The sequence below is a fragment of the Mycolicibacterium baixiangningiae genome, from assembly GCF_016313185.1.
Classification (GTDB): domain Bacteria; phylum Actinomycetota; class Actinomycetes; order Mycobacteriales; family Mycobacteriaceae; genus Mycobacterium; species Mycobacterium baixiangningiae.
Genome location: NZ_CP066218.1, coordinates 1,462,165 through 1,476,711 on the forward strand (window position 1 = coordinate 1,462,165; position 14,547 = coordinate 1,476,711).

13 protein-coding genes and 1 pseudogene are annotated in these 14,547 nt (G+C 67.0%); 8 read left to right on the forward strand and 6 right to left on the reverse strand.

Translation table 11 applies throughout. The features are described from left to right. Positions 1–11 precede the first annotated feature (11 nt). Entirely contained in the window at positions 12–836 is an 825-nt protein-coding gene (locus I7X18_RS06905) for a CbbQ/NirQ/NorQ/GpvN family protein (RefSeq protein ID WP_193047815.1), read from the forward strand. Between the two features lie 101 nt (positions 837–937). Here I7X18_RS06905 and I7X18_RS06910 read toward each other — a convergent pair whose 3' ends face one another. The 3 genes and pseudogenes from I7X18_RS06910 to I7X18_RS30070 all read right to left on the reverse strand — a co-directional run. Beyond that, positions 938–2,428 (reverse strand): mannitol dehydrogenase family protein, encoded by a 1,491-nt coding sequence (locus tag I7X18_RS06910; RefSeq protein WP_193047814.1) that lies wholly within the window; start codon positions 2,426–2,428, stop codon positions 938–940. 24 nt (positions 2,429–2,452) lie between these two features. Next, complete coding sequence (locus I7X18_RS06915; protein ID WP_198730533.1) at positions 2,453–2,725, reverse strand: putative quinol monooxygenase; 273 nt, start codon at positions 2,723–2,725, stop codon at positions 2,453–2,455. A gap of 300 nt (positions 2,726–3,025) precedes the next feature. Then, positions 3,026–3,106: pseudogene (locus I7X18_RS30070) on the reverse strand (hypothetical protein); the annotation flags it as partial. A gap of 183 nt (positions 3,107–3,289) precedes the next feature. On the opposite strand from I7X18_RS30070, the gene I7X18_RS06920 reads away from it, so the two are divergent. Then, positions 3,290–4,081 (forward strand): SDR family NAD(P)-dependent oxidoreductase, encoded by a 792-nt coding sequence (locus tag I7X18_RS06920; protein WP_193047813.1) that lies wholly within the window; start codon positions 3,290–3,292, stop codon positions 4,079–4,081. Positions 4,082–4,085: 4 nt separating this feature from the next. Here the strand turns inward: I7X18_RS06920 and I7X18_RS06925 are convergent, their stop codons facing one another. Further along, positions 4,086–4,940, reverse strand: coding sequence for an oxygenase MpaB family protein (locus I7X18_RS06925; RefSeq protein WP_193047812.1), 855 nt, complete (start codon positions 4,938–4,940; stop codon positions 4,086–4,088). Between the two features lie 121 nt (positions 4,941–5,061). On the opposite strand from I7X18_RS06925, the gene I7X18_RS06930 reads away from it, so the two are divergent. Both I7X18_RS06930 and I7X18_RS06935 read left to right on the forward strand, forming a co-directional pair. Then, positions 5,062–6,312, forward strand: a complete 1,251-nt coding sequence (locus tag I7X18_RS06930; protein ID WP_193047811.1) for an MFS transporter — start codon at positions 5,062–5,064, stop codon at positions 6,310–6,312. A gap of 1 nt (position 6,313) precedes the next feature. Then, positions 6,314–7,525 carry a 4-hydroxybenzoate 3-monooxygenase gene (locus I7X18_RS06935; protein WP_198730534.1) on the forward strand — a complete coding sequence of 404 codons (1,212 nt, stop codon included), beginning with the start codon at positions 6,314–6,316 and terminating at the stop codon, positions 7,523–7,525. 67 nt (positions 7,526–7,592) lie between these two features. On the opposite strand, the gene I7X18_RS06940 is transcribed toward I7X18_RS06935, so the two are convergent. Continuing rightward, positions 7,593–8,021 (reverse strand): hypothetical protein, encoded by a 429-nt coding sequence (locus tag I7X18_RS06940; RefSeq protein ID WP_193047810.1) that lies wholly within the window; start codon positions 8,019–8,021, stop codon positions 7,593–7,595. 316 nt (positions 8,022–8,337) lie between these two features. After that, entirely contained in the window at positions 8,338–9,285 is a 948-nt protein-coding gene (locus I7X18_RS06945; RefSeq protein WP_193047809.1) for an amidohydrolase family protein, read from the reverse strand. Positions 9,286–9,429: 144 nt separating this feature from the next. On the opposite strand from I7X18_RS06945, the gene I7X18_RS06950 reads away from it, so the two are divergent. The 4 genes from I7X18_RS06950 to I7X18_RS06965 are packed head-to-tail and all read left to right on the forward strand — an operon-like array spanning position 9,430 to position 14,484. Then, a complete protein-coding gene (locus tag I7X18_RS06950) occupies positions 9,430–11,076 on the forward strand; it encodes an ABC transporter substrate-binding protein (RefSeq protein WP_193047808.1) in 1,647 nt (548 codons plus the stop codon). After that, on the forward strand, positions 11,076–12,056 hold the full coding sequence (locus tag I7X18_RS06955) for an ABC transporter permease (protein WP_193047807.1): 981 nt from the start codon (positions 11,076–11,078) through the stop codon (positions 12,054–12,056). The genes I7X18_RS06950 and I7X18_RS06955 overlap by 1 nt, the downstream gene beginning before the upstream one ends. Next, positions 12,053–13,732, forward strand: coding sequence for a dipeptide/oligopeptide/nickel ABC transporter permease/ATP-binding protein (locus tag I7X18_RS06960; protein ID WP_232375424.1), 1,680 nt, complete (start codon positions 12,053–12,055; stop codon positions 13,730–13,732). Before I7X18_RS06955 ends, I7X18_RS06960 begins: the two co-directional genes overlap by 4 nt. Beyond that, a complete protein-coding gene (locus I7X18_RS06965) occupies positions 13,729–14,484 on the forward strand; it encodes an ABC transporter ATP-binding protein (protein ID WP_193047806.1) in 756 nt (251 codons plus the stop codon). The genes I7X18_RS06960 and I7X18_RS06965 overlap by 4 nt, the downstream gene beginning before the upstream one ends. Positions 14,485–14,547: the final 63 nt, after the last annotated feature.

Here is a 14,547-nt window from a genome sequence, read left to right on the forward strand (position 1 = left end):
AAGGGCAGAACATGGCCATCGCCGACGCGCAGAGCCGAACCGCGAACTCCACCGGCCGGCCGTACTACGTCACCTCGAGCAACGAGGAGCGGGTGTTCAAAGCCGCCCACCACCAGGGCCTGTCCATCATCCTCAAAGGACCCACCGGCTGCGGCAAGACGCGCTTCGTCGAAGCGATGGCTCACGACCTGCAACGGCCCCTCATCACCGTCGCCTGCCACGACGACCTCACCACCGCCGATCTCGTCGGACGATTCCTGCTGCGCGGCGGCGAGACCGAATGGGTCGACGGCCCACTGACCCGCGCCGTACGAGAGGGTGCCATCTGCTACCTCGACGAGGTCGTCGAAGCCCGGCAGGACACCACCGTGGTCCTGCATCCACTTGCCGACCACCGCCGTCAACTCCCCATCGACCGACTCGGGATCACCCTGAACGCCGCACCAGGCTTCGGACTGGTCGTCTCCTACAACCCCGGCTACCAGAGCGTGCTCAAAGACCTCAAGGACTCCACCCGCCAGCGTATGGTCGCCATCGAGTTCGAGTTCCCTGCACCAGAAATCGAGGTGCAGATCGTCGCCCGAGAAGCATCCATCCCGACAGACACCGCTGCGGTCATCGTCCAGTTCGCCCAGGGCATACGACGTTTGGAGACCCCCGGACTCCGGGAGGTCGCGTCCACGCGCGTCCTCATCGCCGCCGGACGACTGATCGCCGCAGGCCTCACCCCTCGCGAGGGCGCCCGGGCCGCAATCGCAGCACCACTCAGCGACGACCCCACCGTCCAGAACGGGTTGATGAAAATGATCGACGTCTACATCGCTGAGCCGTCGTGAACACCGTCGGCCATGCTGTCTCAGCAACGATGGGTTCCTGAACTGCACCAGTACCGCACAGTGTCGGTTCGAGTCCGACTGGGGGCACCGGAATGAGTTTGTCAGCCTGACGTGGCCTCCAGCACAGTGCTCAGCGTTGCTTTGGCACCCCGCTCCGCCAGTGCTCTGCGGTAAGACTCAAAGGTAGCGACGAAGTCGGCGTGCTCGGAGGCACCGCTGGCACGCAACGGTTCGATCCCCAGCGCTTCACGTGGATCGCCCGATATGAGTAGCTGTCGAGCACTGTCGTCGAGGCGCGGCTCGGTCACCTCGAAGTCCTTGCCGTCGTCATCGGTTTCCCGCAGAACTCGACTCCAGGCAGCGAGGACGAAGGCTGGAATGCGATGGTCTGTGCCGCGCGCGAGCACCTGCTGAATGGTGGTGGTCAGGAACACCGGCACCTTCGATGCGCTGTCCGAGGCGATGCGGGTCAGCTGATCATGCATCGCTTCGTTGGAGAAGCGTTCGAGCACCGTGTTCTCGTAGTCCACCAGGTCTACATCGCGCGGCGGCTCGAGCAACGGCAGCACTATCTTGTCCAAGAAGCGCCCCAGCAGTACGGGCACCTGTGGGTCGCGCATCGCCTCGGCCACCTCGCGGTAACCGAGCAGCAGGCCGGGATAGGTCAGGGTGAGGTGGCCGGCGTTGAGCACACGAACCTTGACTTGCTCCCACAATTTCACTTGGTCGCTGAATTGGACACCCACCTCCTCGAGTGCCGGGCGGCCGTCGGTGAAGCGATCTTCGATGACCCACTGGCTGAATTCTTCGGCAACAACGGGGATTTGGTCCGCCAGGCCGCTCGCTTGGGTGAGGCGCGCAGCGTCCTCTGCCGATACCGATGGCGTGATGCGGTCGACGAGCGAGTTCGGAAACATCACGTTGGCATCGATCCACGCGCCGAGGTCCTGGTCCATTGCGTTGGCGAAGCCGACGAAGGCGGCACGCGCCACTTCGCCGTTGTGGCGCAGGTTATCGCACGATACGACGGTGAACGGTTTGATCCCCGCTGAACGGCGCCGCGCCAGCGCCTCCGTCACGAAGCCGAACACCGTGCGTAGATCACCATTGCCGGTCAGGTCGTGCGCAACGTCGGGATGGTCTGTGGCGAACGCGCCTGATCCTGGATCCACGTGATACCCGCCCTCGGTGATGGTCAACGTCGCGATGCGGAGGGCTGGATCGGTCAATAGCGTCCGCACTTCGGCGGGCTGTTCGGGCGCGAGTAGGTAATCGAGCTGAGCGCCGATCACGCGCACACTCGTGTCTCCCTTGGCTGGGGCAACGGTGAGCGAATACAGACAATCCTGGGACCGGAATTGATCGGCCTTCTTCCGGCTCCGCTCGCCGCCGGACAGTCCGATACCCACTATGCCCCAGTCATTTTGATCCGGCAGAGCAAGACAGCGATCGATGTAGGAAGCCTGATGCGCACGGTGGAAATTGCCCACGCCGAAGTGGGCGATTCCGGGTCTGAGACGGGTTCGGTCATAGGGCGGCGCCGCGACATTGGAAGGCAACTCGGAGAGCGTGCCGTTATTGAGTTCAGTCATGTCACCTCTCCAAACGGTCTGGGCCTATTTCTCGAAGAGCAGTCGAAGCTCTGAGGGTTCGCGCAGGAGGTCTTCGAGAATCTCATTGCCCTGGGTGTTGTAGGGCTGGCGCATGTGCTCGTCCCATGCGGAGCGCGAGCGGAACATCTCGAGCATCACCCACGTGTCCGCATCGTCCTGGGGCTGGAGGAAGTGCATGAACACACAACCCGGTTCGGTCAGGGTGTTCTGGCGCATGGACTGGAGCTGAGCCTCGGCTTCGGCGAGGCGGTCGAGGCGCGGTTTGATGGTGACCACCAGGAATAGCGGTCGGTCAGAGTCGTGACGTTCACCGTCCGGCAATTGGCACCTCGATCGAGTTCTGCAGTCGTCATGATCAGTACCTCTGTCCGCTGTGAGCGCAGTCGCAGAGACTGTGATCTGGATCACGCTACTCACATCTCGTGGTCGGCGGGACGAATTTCGCATGCGTTTTGAATGGGTTTGGCCGCATTTTGGCCCGTTTGTCGGCGCCGCCCAAGACAGGGACGCCACGCCGCTCGATCGGGAGATGACGAAGCCTTGGCCGGACGGGGCTGAACACGTGATTCCCGTGGTCTCCGACAGGCAGCTGAACGGGCCATGCCGAGCCGTCTGACCGTAGGCCAGCGTCGGGGTGCCCTCTGGTGGATCGCCCATGCAACTGTCACCGGTGCAGGGGGTGATGAAGCTGTCGGCCTCCAGCGTCACCCGATGAGACTACGGCGATCGAACTCGGCGAGAGCCCATGCAAAACCTCCGTCGTCGAAGCACGACCACGCATACTGTGGTCGACGACCGGCGGCAGACTGTCGACGTATGCGATTCCGAAAAGAGTGACGAGTGAACAGGTTTGATGGCAAAGGCGTGCTGGTGACCGGAGCGGCGTCGGGAATCGGCCAGGCGACCGTGCAGCGACTACTGGATGAAGGGGCCTACGTGGTGGGCTTGGACCTCCCCGAGGCCGATCGCGTCGCCGATCGATACGCCTACCGCCGCGCCGACATCCTCGACGGAGAAGCGGTCGCCGAGGCGGTGGCCGCCGTGGTGGCCGCGGTGGGGCGACTCGACGGCGTGGTGCACTCCGCCGGGGTTGCCGGCGGCGGACCCATCCACCTGCTACCTGACGACGAATGGGACCGCGTGGTCGACGTCAACCTCAAGGGCACCTTCGTCGTCAGCCGCGCCGCGTTGACCCAGATGCTGCAGCAGGACCGCGTCGACGGCGAACGCGGCGCCATCGTGAACCTGTCCAGCATCGAGGGGCTGGAGGGCACTGCGGGCGGGAGCTCCTACAACGCGTCGAAGGGCGGTGTCGTGCTGCTGACCAAGAACGCGGCAATCGACTACGGGCCAAGCGGGATTCGGGTCAATGCCATCTGTCCCGGCTTCATCGAGACACCGCTGTTCGACTCCGTTGTGGGCATGCCGGGCATGGAGGGACCGCGCGAGGGGCTACTCCACGAGCACAAGCTGCGGCGGTTCGGCCGCGCTGCGGAGGTGGCCAGCGTCGCCGCCTTCCTCCTCTCGGCTGACGCGAGCTTCGTCAGCGGACAGGCGCTGGCGGTGGACGGCGGTTACCTGGCCGGCCGCGATCACCACGTCACCGAGCTACTCGGGCTGGGCAACCAGTAGCTCGTTAGGCGGTCATCACCCACCGGATCCCACCGACCAGCACCCGTCCGGATACCCGCACAGCCGTCGCCTCCAGGGGCGGAAAGTACGGCAGTCGCAACGGCTTACGTGCCCATCCCGGCAGCATCGCCACCGAGGTGGCGGCCAGCACCCCGTAGGGGGCACGGGCGGGCAACGGCAGCGGCGGCGTCAACAACAAGAATCGCGCGGCGTCGCGGGCCGCTGCGGTGCTGCGCAGTTCCGGTCGGTACGCCTCGATCCGCTCGCGCAGCTCGCCCTCGGTGCGAGGCGGATTCCGCACTCCGAGAGCGGTTGCGACGCGGGCGGTGTCGGCGACGTACCCGTCGCGGCCGGTCTGGTCCAGAGGCTGTGCGCCGTAGAGCTGGTGCGCAAGCAGGAAGCTGTCGATCTCGGCGATGTGCACCCATTCGAGAAGGTGGGGATCAGTGGCTTCGTAGGGTGTGCCGTCCGGCGCCACCCCGCGTACATGGCGGTGAATGCCGCGTACCTTGTCGACAGCGCGTTGCGCGTCGGCGGCCGGCCCGAACGTGGTCACGGCGAGGAATGTGCTGGTGCGCTGCAGACGTCCCCAGGGATCGCCGCGGTAGTCGGAGTGGCCGGCGACGCCGGCCATCGCGAGCGGATGCAGGGACTGCAGAAGCAGCGCACGCAATCCTCCGACGAACATCGATGCGTCGGCGTGGACGCGCCGGATGGGTCGATCCTCGGCGAACCACCGTGGGCCCGGTGTTCCGTGGATGCGGGCGCGGTTGTCCGGGCCGTCGGGTCCGGCGACCAAGCCGAACAGCGCGCGGCCCAGACCACTTCTGACCGCACCCAGTTCCCGCTCCAACACCATGACTCGACGGTACGTGGCCGGCGCGGGGGCGTGGGGGCGAGATCGCGCCGGTCAGCGGGTGTGAGATCGGGCCATTGCGGCAATCCGAGCTTCTACAACTCTTGGTGAGGGGTGGACAACGATGTCCAGGAATCTCCAGCACGCCGCGTCGACCGCCGGCACGTCCCAGGCGGCCGGCATTTGGCCCGTCCTGCTCTGCTGGGTGGCGGTCGCCCTCGACGGCTACGACCTCGTCGTCCTGGGCGTCGTCATCCCGACCCTCCTGGAGTCGGACGCCCTCGGCTTCACCGGGCCCACGATCACCACGGCCTCCACGCTGGGTCTGGTCGGCATGGGCATCGGCGCCGTCCTGATCGGGCCGCTCACCGACCGGTTCGGCCGGCGCCGGACCCTGATCGCCAGCGTCGCCCTCTTCTCGCTTCTCACCATCGCGACGGGCGTGGCGCAGAACGTCGGTCAGTTCACCACCTTCCGTTTCCTCGCCGGGCTCGGACTCGGCGGCTGCCTGCCGACGGCTCTCGCGTTCATGAGCGAGCACGCGCGGACCGGCCGAGCCAGCTCCGCGATGACGCGGATGATGACCGGCTACCACGTGGGTGCCGTGCTCTCGGCGGTGTTGGCGCTATGGATGGTCGAGGACTACGGCTGGCGGTCGATGTTCCTGGTCGGCGGCGCGCTGGGCCTAGTGACACTCCCGGTCATGTGGGCCAAGCTGCCCGAGTCCGCGGCCTATCTCCGTGTGGTCGAGCGCAATGACGGTTCCGGCGCGGGAACCCTCGCCCGGAGCGCCGAGGTGGTCAAGGGCCGCTACCTCCGGATCAGCATCGGCTTGTGCGTGGCGTCGTTCATGGGCCTGCTACTCGTCTACGGGCTCAACACCTGGTTGCCGACGATCATGCGCGACGCCGGTTATTCGATCCAGCAGGGCACCACCCTGATCCTGGTCCTCAACGTCGGTGCGGTGATCGGCCTGCTCGTCGCCGGCCACATCTCGGACACCCGCGGCAACAAGCCTGCGGTGATTGCGTGGTTCGGACTTGCCGCGATCTTCCTTGCCCTGTTGTCGATTAAGATGGAGAGCCGCCTACTCGTCTACGCGGCGGTCCTGCTGACGGGCATCTTCGTCTTCAGCGCCCAGGTACTGGTCTACGCGTTCGTCGGCCACCTCTACCCGCCCGAAATCCGTGGTACCGCACTGGGTATGGCGGCCGGGGTGGGACGAGTCGGAGCGATCATCGGCCCCTCCCTCGGCGGCCTGCTGTTGACTGCCGGGCTCGCCTACCCATGGGGCTTCTACGCTTTCACGCTGGCGGCCATCCTCGCGGCGCTCGCTCTGGCCACGGTGCCGGCGCACGCACACGGCGTCGACTGACATGGCCGCCGCGGACCTGCGGACCCAGGTGGCCATCATCGGAGCAGGCCCCGCCGGCATGCTGCTGTCGCACCTTCTCGCCGCGGACGGCGTCGAGTCCATCGTGCTGGAAACCCGCTCGCAGTCCTACGTCGCGTCCCGGATCCGCGCCGGCATCCTGGAGCAGTCGACGGTCGATCTGCTGCGGGAGTGCGGACTGGGGGAGCGGTTGCACCGCGAGGGCGACGAACACCGCGGCATCTACCTGCAGTGGCCCGACGAACGCCACCACCTCGACTTCGTCGACCTGATCGGCCGGTCGGTGTGGGTGTACGGCCAGACCGAGGTCCAGAAAGATCTGATCGACGCGCGGAACGCAGCCGGCCAGGAGATCCACTACGACGTCACCGACACCAGCCTGCACGACATCGAAACAAACTCTCCCGCAGTCACATTCACCGACGTGGACGGCCGCCCGCGCAGAGTCGACGCAGACATCGTGGTCGGCTGCGACGGGTCCTTCGGGCCCAGCCGCGAACGGGTGCCGCCGCACGTCCGCCGCGACTGGAACCGGGTCTACCCGTATTCGTGGTTCGGAGTCCTCGCCGATATCGCCCCGTCGACCGACGAGCTCATCTACGCCTGGCACGGCGACGGTTTCGCGCTGCACTCGATGCGGTCGGCGACGGTCTCGCGCTTCTATCTCCAGGTGCCGAACGGCACCGCACCCGACGACTGGTCCGACGATCGGATCTGGGAAGCGCTGGCGACTCGACTGGGCCACGGGCAGAACGGCTGGGAGCTCACCACGGGGCCGATCACCGACAAGAGCGTGTTGCCGATGCGGTCGTTCGTCCAGACCCCGATGCGTTACGGCCGGTTGTTCCTGGCCGGCGATGCCGCCCACATCGTCCCGCCCACCGGCGCCAAGGGTCTCAACCTCGCTGTCGCCGACGTCGCCCTGCTCGCTCCCGCGCTGGTCGACCTGGTGCGCAAGGATGACCACCGGCTCGCCAACGGCTACTCCGACACCGCTCTGCGGCGCGTCTGGCGGTGCACCCACTTCTCGTGGTGGATGACCGCGATGCTGCATCGCAGCGAGGATCCGTTCGACGAGCAACTGCAGCTCTCGCAGCTGCGCTGGGTCACGTCGAGCGCGGCGGGCGCAGCGGGCCTGGCAGAGAACTACGCGGGCCTGCCGATCGGCTTGACGCGCTCGAGTTCGGCGGGCTGAGCCGTCAATCGAGCGTCCAGACGGAGACGGTCGCCAAGGCGCAAAGCGCCACTCGTGCGCCGATCACTCAGGAATTGAGCGCGTCAGCGTTCTCCCGAGCGTAGGCAGCAAGGAGACATGCGGCCGCGGCTTCCTCAATTGCGCTCTCCGCGAACCAGATTGCATCCAACGCATAGGCCTCAGCGTCCTCCGCGTCCCGTTCGGCGGCTTTTGCGTTGTGTTCCTCCTTCTTCGCTTCGATGGTTGACCGCACCTTCGCGAGGTGAGCGTTCCACTTGCCGCGGAGTTCCTCCAACTGAGAGGACGCCTTATCGGAGGCACCGTCGACCTTCTCCTTGAACTGCTCCACGGCGGATGTGGCACGTTCGCGCGCTGCGGCGGCGTCCGCTTTCAACTGCCCCTTGTCGCGTCCTGCCGAGGGCTTCAGCTTGTCCGCTGATTCCTTTGCCCTCTCGGATAGTTTGTCGAACTTTTCGCTCAGACGGGTGTCGGCCATTCGATGCTCCTAGGCGATGAGTCGGCCGCGATCAACGGGCCGGTATAGATCCAGAGTGTCACTCGAGAGTCCGTACCGACAGCCCCTTGGGCAAACGGGAAGCAGACGGTCTCGAGTCCCGTATGCGGCCTCGCCCGCAACGATTGGATGCGATGTGGGAGATGGACCGAAACGCGCAGCTATCGCTAAGAATTGATCATCATCATCACTTCTCGCTAGACGAGTTGGGCGACACCGACTTCAGCGCGCATTGCCGCGATTTCCGCCGTCGAGAACTGGCCACGCAATCACGCCATAGCAAACAGCGTGGTGCACCCTAGAGCGTAAAGAGCCGCCGGGCGTTGCGGTGGGCGATCTTCTCGCGGTCCGCCGGGCTGATCGGCGCGTCCGCCAGGAACTTCGCATGAGCCGACGCGTCACCGAAGGGATAGTCGGCGGCGAACATGATGCGGTCGGCACCGAAGACCTGCAGCGCGCAGAACAACGGCGGCGTCGTGGTGTAGCCGCTTATCGTGATGTGCACGTGCGACCTGACCGCCTCCGCAACCGACGGCCCACCGGGGTTGAAGCCGGACAGCACGGCATCCGCACGCATCAGCGAGAACGGCAGGTTCTCACCCATGTGTCCCACGACGATCTGCAGCCCGGGATGCCGATCGAACGCCCCCGACGCCGCGAGCCGAAGCACGTGCAGTCCGGTTTCCGCGTGCCACCCCCAGGCCGCGGTGGCGAGAGCCGAACCGATCTCCGTCGGCAGACCGCCGAAGTAGACATCAGCGACCTGAGCCGGCGGATAGGTGGGGTGCAGATACACCGGAACGTCGAGTTCCTCGATGGCGCCGAGCATTTCGTCGAATTCGGCCGAGTCCAAGAACCGTCCCTGGGTGTGCCCGTTGATGACCACACCGCAGAGCCCCAACTCGGTGATCGCCCGCTTGGCCTCGATGATCGCGGCGGCAGGGTCCTGGGTGGGCAGGCTGGCCAGCGCGTTGAATCGGTCGGGATGAGCTGCGACGACCTCGGCGCACCGGTCGTTGAGGGCGCGGCTGAGGTCGGCGGCGCGCTCGACGGGGACCTGCTGCGAGCCCGGCGCGGTGACCGACAGGACCTGCAGGTCGATACCGGCGTCGTCCATTACCCGCAGCCGTTGTTCGCCGACCTCAGTGAGTCGGGGGAGTACCGCTCCACTGGCGGACCGCTTTGGCCAGACCTGGTCGACCAGTTCGGCGGGGATCAGGTGTTCCTCGAGCGCGATCAGGGTCACGGAGGTCTCCTCGCGTTGCAGCTATGACTCCACATTGGCCTCGGATCCTGACTGTGCGATGTGGGGACGCTGGTGATTTCCGGCCAGCTGCTCTATGGTCAGGCCACCTAAGTAAGGTAAGGCGACCCTTATTGCTATGGAGAGATGAGACCTCGATTGATCGGCAGCTTCCCCCGTTCCCGCGTCGTACCGGCGGTTCTCGCCACCGCCCTTCTGGCCACCGCCTGTGGCTCGTCGGACTCCGCGGCGGACGGACCGACCGCCGCCGACACCCTCACCGTTGCGGTGTCCAAGGACAGTGGACCGCTCAATATCTTTGCCGGACAGACGGATCAGATGACCGAGCTGATCTACGACAAGCTGCTCGCGCCGTCCCCGTACGTGGCCGAGCCGCAGCCATGGCTGGCCACCGACGTGCGCCAGGTCAACGCCACCACCTGGGACGTCGACCTGCGCGACGACGTGACATGGCACGACGGCGAGCCGTTCACCGCGGACGACGTCGCGTTCAGCTTCCATTTCATGCATGCCGCCCCCACCGGCCGCTTCACCCACCACGTCAACGACACCCCGTCGATCTCCACGATCGAGGCCACCGGCGCGACGTCGGTGCGCTTCGTCTGTGACTACGCCTGTCCCGAACTGGGCACCGTCACCCTCGCCGACCTGCCCATCCTTCCCGAGCACGTGTGGTCGAAGGTCGACCCCGCTCAGGCCAAGAAGGTCACCGACCTGCCGGTCGGCACCGGCCCGTTCAAGCTCGTCGACTACAGCCCGACCAGCGGCTACCGCTTCGAGGCCAACGCCGACTACTTCGCAGGCGCCCCCACGGTCGGCGAGCTCGTCATGCCGGTCATCCCCGATTCCTCGGCCGCGTTCACCGCCCTGCGTTCGGGCCAGGTCGACGCCGTCGACCGTGCGCTCAACCCCGAGCTCGTCGACCAGTTCAGCGCGTCCAACGACATCGGCGTCATCACCGTGTCACCACTGACCTACCCCGAGGCCAAACTCAACTACACCCGAGAACCTTTCGCGCAGCACGACTTCCGAGCGGCCATGACCCTGGCGGTCGACCGGAAGCAGATGCTGGACGTCGTCGCGCTCGGCCAGGGCCGTCCCGCCACCCAGGGCTACATCCACCCGGACGCACCCTTCGCCGATCCCGACGCCTCCACTCCCTACGACCCGGCGCGGGCCGCGGCGCTGTTCGACAAGGTCGGCTGGGTCGACGCAGACGGTGACGGCATGCGCGAGAACCCGGCCGGCGACAACGTCCTGTTCCAGTTGATCGTCGACGGCGGAGAGGCCCCGCACGTGCGGGCTGCCGAACTCCTGGTCGAGGACTTCGCCGAAGCGGGCATCGCGGTCGAGATCACACCGCTCGACAGCGGATCGCTGGCCGTCGCCTCGGCGAACATGGACTACGACCTCTACATTCGGGCGAACTCACCGCACGCGGTCGCCGATTCGACGCAGTTCATCATGTCGCATCGATCCGACAACCTCTGGCAGCACCCGGATCTCGCCTATCCGCAGTTCGAGGCCCTCTACGACAAGTGGAAGGCGACCGAGACCAACGACGAGCGCATCGTCGCCATGCAGGAGATGCAGAAGCTGTTCAACCGGCAGCCGACCGCCATCGCCCTGTACTACCCCGACGAGCACTGGGCCTACCGCGGCGACACGTTCACCGGCTGGATCGAAACCCCCGGCTACGGCATCGTGCACAAGTGGTCGTTCCTGCCGGCCGAGGTGGTCGAAAAGGCCAACGCCGAAGCGCCGCAGGACTGATGAGGCTGCTGCGTCGAGCCGGACAGTACGTCCTGGTGCTGTGGGCGGCGGTGACGCTGAACTTCGCGTTGCCGCACCTGGCACCCGGGGATCCGGTCGTCTACCTCTACGGAGGCGCCGACCAGTCGCTCGACGAGGCCTCGCTCGCCCAGATCCGCGCGAGCTACGGACTCGACCGGTCCATCCTCGAACAGTACGTCTCGTTCTGGTCGGGACTGCTGCACGGTGATCTCGGAATGTCGGTGCAGCACAACCGAACCGTCGTCGAGGTACTCGCCGACAAGCTGCCCTGGACGATCGCGCTGGTCGGCATCTCGACGCTGCTGGCCTTCGTCATCGGCACCCTGCTCGGCGCGTGGGCGGCGTGGCGCCGCGGCACCGCGAAGGAAACCGGAACCGTCGTCACCGTGCTGGCGCTCGACTCGATGCCGGGCTTCTGGATCGGCATGATCCTCATCGCGATCTTCTCGGTGGCCCTGGGCTGGTTCCCGTCCTACGGCGCGACGACGATCACCGCATCCGGCGGCGACTGGCTCGTCGAAGTCGCATCCCGCATGGTCCTTCCCGTCGCGACGCTCACCATCGCCGGGACCGGCGCCTTCTTCCTGATGACCCGCGCCTCCATGATCGGCGTCCTCGAAGAGCCCTACATTCGACTGGCGCGCGCCAAGGGGCTCGGTGAATACCGGGTTGCGGTCTCCCACGCCCTCCGCAACGCGGTGTTGCCGGTCTACACCACCCTGACCCTCACCGTCGGCGCGCTGCTGTCCGGTGCGGTCGTCGTCGAATCCGTCTTCGCCTACCCCGGCCTGGGGAAGCTCATCTACGACGCGGTGACGGCGCGGGACTATCCGCTGCTGCAGGGCGCCTTCCTGTTCGCGACGCTCGGGATCATGGCGACGAACCTGCTGGCCGACCTGACCTACCCGCTGCTGGATCCGCGGGTGCGGCGGGACAAACCACAGCGGGCGCCCGCGTGAGGATCCTCGTCGGCGACACCGGCTCCCGGCGCCTGGCGACCGTCGGAGCCGCAATCCTCGGCCTGCTGCTGGTGTGCGCCCTCGCCGCGCCGTGGCTGGCGCCCTATGACCCGGGCGAACGCGTCGCCCGGCCGTTCGCGCCACCGTCCGGGCTGCACTGGCTCGGGGCCGACGATGTCGGCCACGACCTGCTATCGATGCTCGTCCACGGCGCCAGGATCTCGCTATTCGTCGGTGTCACCGCCGCTGTCGTCGCGACCACCATCGGCACCCTCGTCGGGGTGATCGCCGGGTACGCCCGAGGTGCGGTCGACACCGTTCTCATGCGCGTCGTCGATGTGGTGCTGGCGCTTCCGGCACTGCCTCTCACCATCGTCATCGGCGTGTTCGCCGGGCCGGGTCTGCGCACACAGGTGATGGTGATCGCGGCGGTGTTGTGGGCGGGCTTGGCGCGCGAACTGCGTTCCCAGGTGTTGAGCCTGCGCGAACGCGACTACATCCAGGCCGAGCGGGCGATGGGCGCCGGATCGATCCACGTGCTGCGCCGCCACATCGTGCCCGCGGTGTTGCCGCTGGTGATCCCGCAGTTCGTGCTCACCGTCAAGACCGCGATCCTGCTGGAGGCCTCGCTGTCGTTCCTCGGCCTCGGCGACATCTCCTCGGCGAGCTGGGGATCGATGCTGTCGATGGCACACGCGCGCAGCGCATTCCTCACCGACGCCTGGCTGTGGTGGGTGCTGCCACCCGGCCTCGCGATCGCCGTCACGGTGCTGGCCTTCGCCCTGCTCGGCAACGCGATCGAAGAACGGTCGCGGCCCATTCTGCGCAGGCGCCGACGGGGCCGCCCGCGCGTCACGTCGGAGCCGGCACCGCCGGTCACGGCTGATCCGCTCATGTACGACGGACTCACCGTGGTCTACGGCGACGACGGCCGCGGCGCGTGCGACGTCAGCTTCACCGTCGCCGCAGGCGAACTCGTCGGTCTGGTGGGCGAATCCGGCAGCGGTAAGTCCACCGTCGCCGGCGCGGCGATGGGGCTGCTGCCCGCCGCGGCGCGCGTCACCGCCGGACGCGTGCTGGTGGCCGGACGCGATGCCGCGGCGATGTCGCCGGCGGAACTGCGGGGCATCCGCGGCAACCGCATCTCGCTCATCCCTCAGGAAGCGCTGAGCGCGCTGAACCCGGTTCGCACCATCGGATTTCAGGTCGACGAAGCGATCCGCGCCCACCGATCCTGCGGCCGGGACGTCGCCCGGGCGCGCACCCTCGAGCTGCTTCAGCAGGTGGGCCTGGCTGCCGAGCACGTCGACACCTACCCGCACCAGCTCTCCGGTGGGATGCGCCAGCGGGTCGTCATCGCCATGGCGCTGGCCAATGAGCCCGACGTGCTGATCGCCGACGAACCGACCAGCGGCCTGGACGTCCTGCGGGAGGCCGAAGTGCTCGAGCTGCTCGACGAGCTGCGCACCCGGCACTCGCTGGCGCTGCTGATCGTGACCCACAACCTGCCGGTCGTCGAACGGATCGCCGATCGCATCGCGGTGATGAAGGATTGTGTGCTCGTCGAGATCGGCACCGTCGCGCAGATCATCGGGGCGCCGGAGCATCCGTACACCCGCCGGCTGGTCGAATCCGCACCCCGCCTCACGCCGGCCCTTCGAGGCCCATCAGCGTGAATCCGCTACTGGAAATCGACTCGCTGACCGTCCAATTCGGCGGTGTGCCCGCGGTCGCCGACCTCACTCTGCGCATCGCCGCGGGGGAGACCGTGGCACTGGTCGGCGGGTCCGGCGCCGGTAAGTCCACCGTCGCTCTGGCGGTCGCCGGACTGGTCACCCCGGCATCCGGCGCCATCCGGTTCGAGGGGGAGGAGCTCGGTGCCGTCGGCCGGCGCCGCCGGCGCGAGTTGCGCCGTGGAATACACCTGGTGTTCCAGGATTCCTACGCCGCGTTACCGCCGAATATGCGAGTCGCCGACATCGCCGCCGAACCGATGGTCATCCACCGAGAGGGCGACCCGGCGAGCCGCCGCGCCGCCGCGGTCGCTGCGCTGGAGAGCGTGCGCCTGACGCCCACGGCGACGTACCTGGACCGGTTCGCCCACGAGCTGTCCGGCGGTCAGCGCCAGCGGGTCGCATTCGCGCGTGCCCTGGTCGCCCGGCCCCGGCTGCTTCTCGCCGACGAACCGGCCAGCGGGCTCGACGCGTCGCTGCGCCTCGAGATCGTCGACCTGATGACCGAGCTGGCGAACACTCAGGATCTCGCGGTCGTACACATCACTCACGATCTCGCCCTCGCCGCGCGCAGCTGCTCGACTATCGTGGTCATGCAGGACGGACGTGTGGTCGAAAGTGGGCCCACCGCAGATGTTCTCAGCGCGCCGGCGCACGCCTACACCGCCGCGTTGGTGGCGGCGGCGTCCGGCTGACCCAACCAAAGGAGGCGCAGTGCTCGAGGTCATCGACAGCGGCACGGTCATCGGCTTCACCTT

Excerpts from the sequence above, each read along its gene's own strand:
- I7X18_RS06925 (WP_193047812.1), bottom strand. The coding sequence starts at position 4,940 with ATGGTGTTGGAGCGGGAACTGGGTGCGGTCAGAAGTGGTCTGGGCCGC.
- I7X18_RS06935 (WP_198730534.1), top strand. The coding sequence starts at position 6,314 with ATGGCCGCCGCGGACCTGCGGACCCAGGTGGCCATCATCGGAGCAGGC.
- I7X18_RS06910 (WP_193047814.1), bottom strand. The coding sequence starts at position 2,428 with ATGACTGAACTCAATAACGGCACGCTCTCCGAGTTGCCTTCCAATGTC.
- I7X18_RS06905 (WP_193047815.1), top strand. The coding sequence starts at position 12 with ATGGCCATCGCCGACGCGCAGAGCCGAACCGCGAACTCCACCGGCCGG.
- I7X18_RS06950 (WP_193047808.1), top strand. The coding sequence starts at position 9,430 with ATGAGACCTCGATTGATCGGCAGCTTCCCCCGTTCCCGCGTCGTACCG.
- I7X18_RS06930 (WP_193047811.1), top strand. The coding sequence starts at position 5,062 with ATGTCCAGGAATCTCCAGCACGCCGCGTCGACCGCCGGCACGTCCCAG.
- I7X18_RS06955 (WP_193047807.1), top strand. The coding sequence starts at position 11,076 with ATGAGGCTGCTGCGTCGAGCCGGACAGTACGTCCTGGTGCTGTGGGCG.
- I7X18_RS06940 (WP_193047810.1), bottom strand. The coding sequence starts at position 8,021 with ATGGCCGACACCCGTCTGAGCGAAAAGTTCGACAAACTATCCGAGAGG.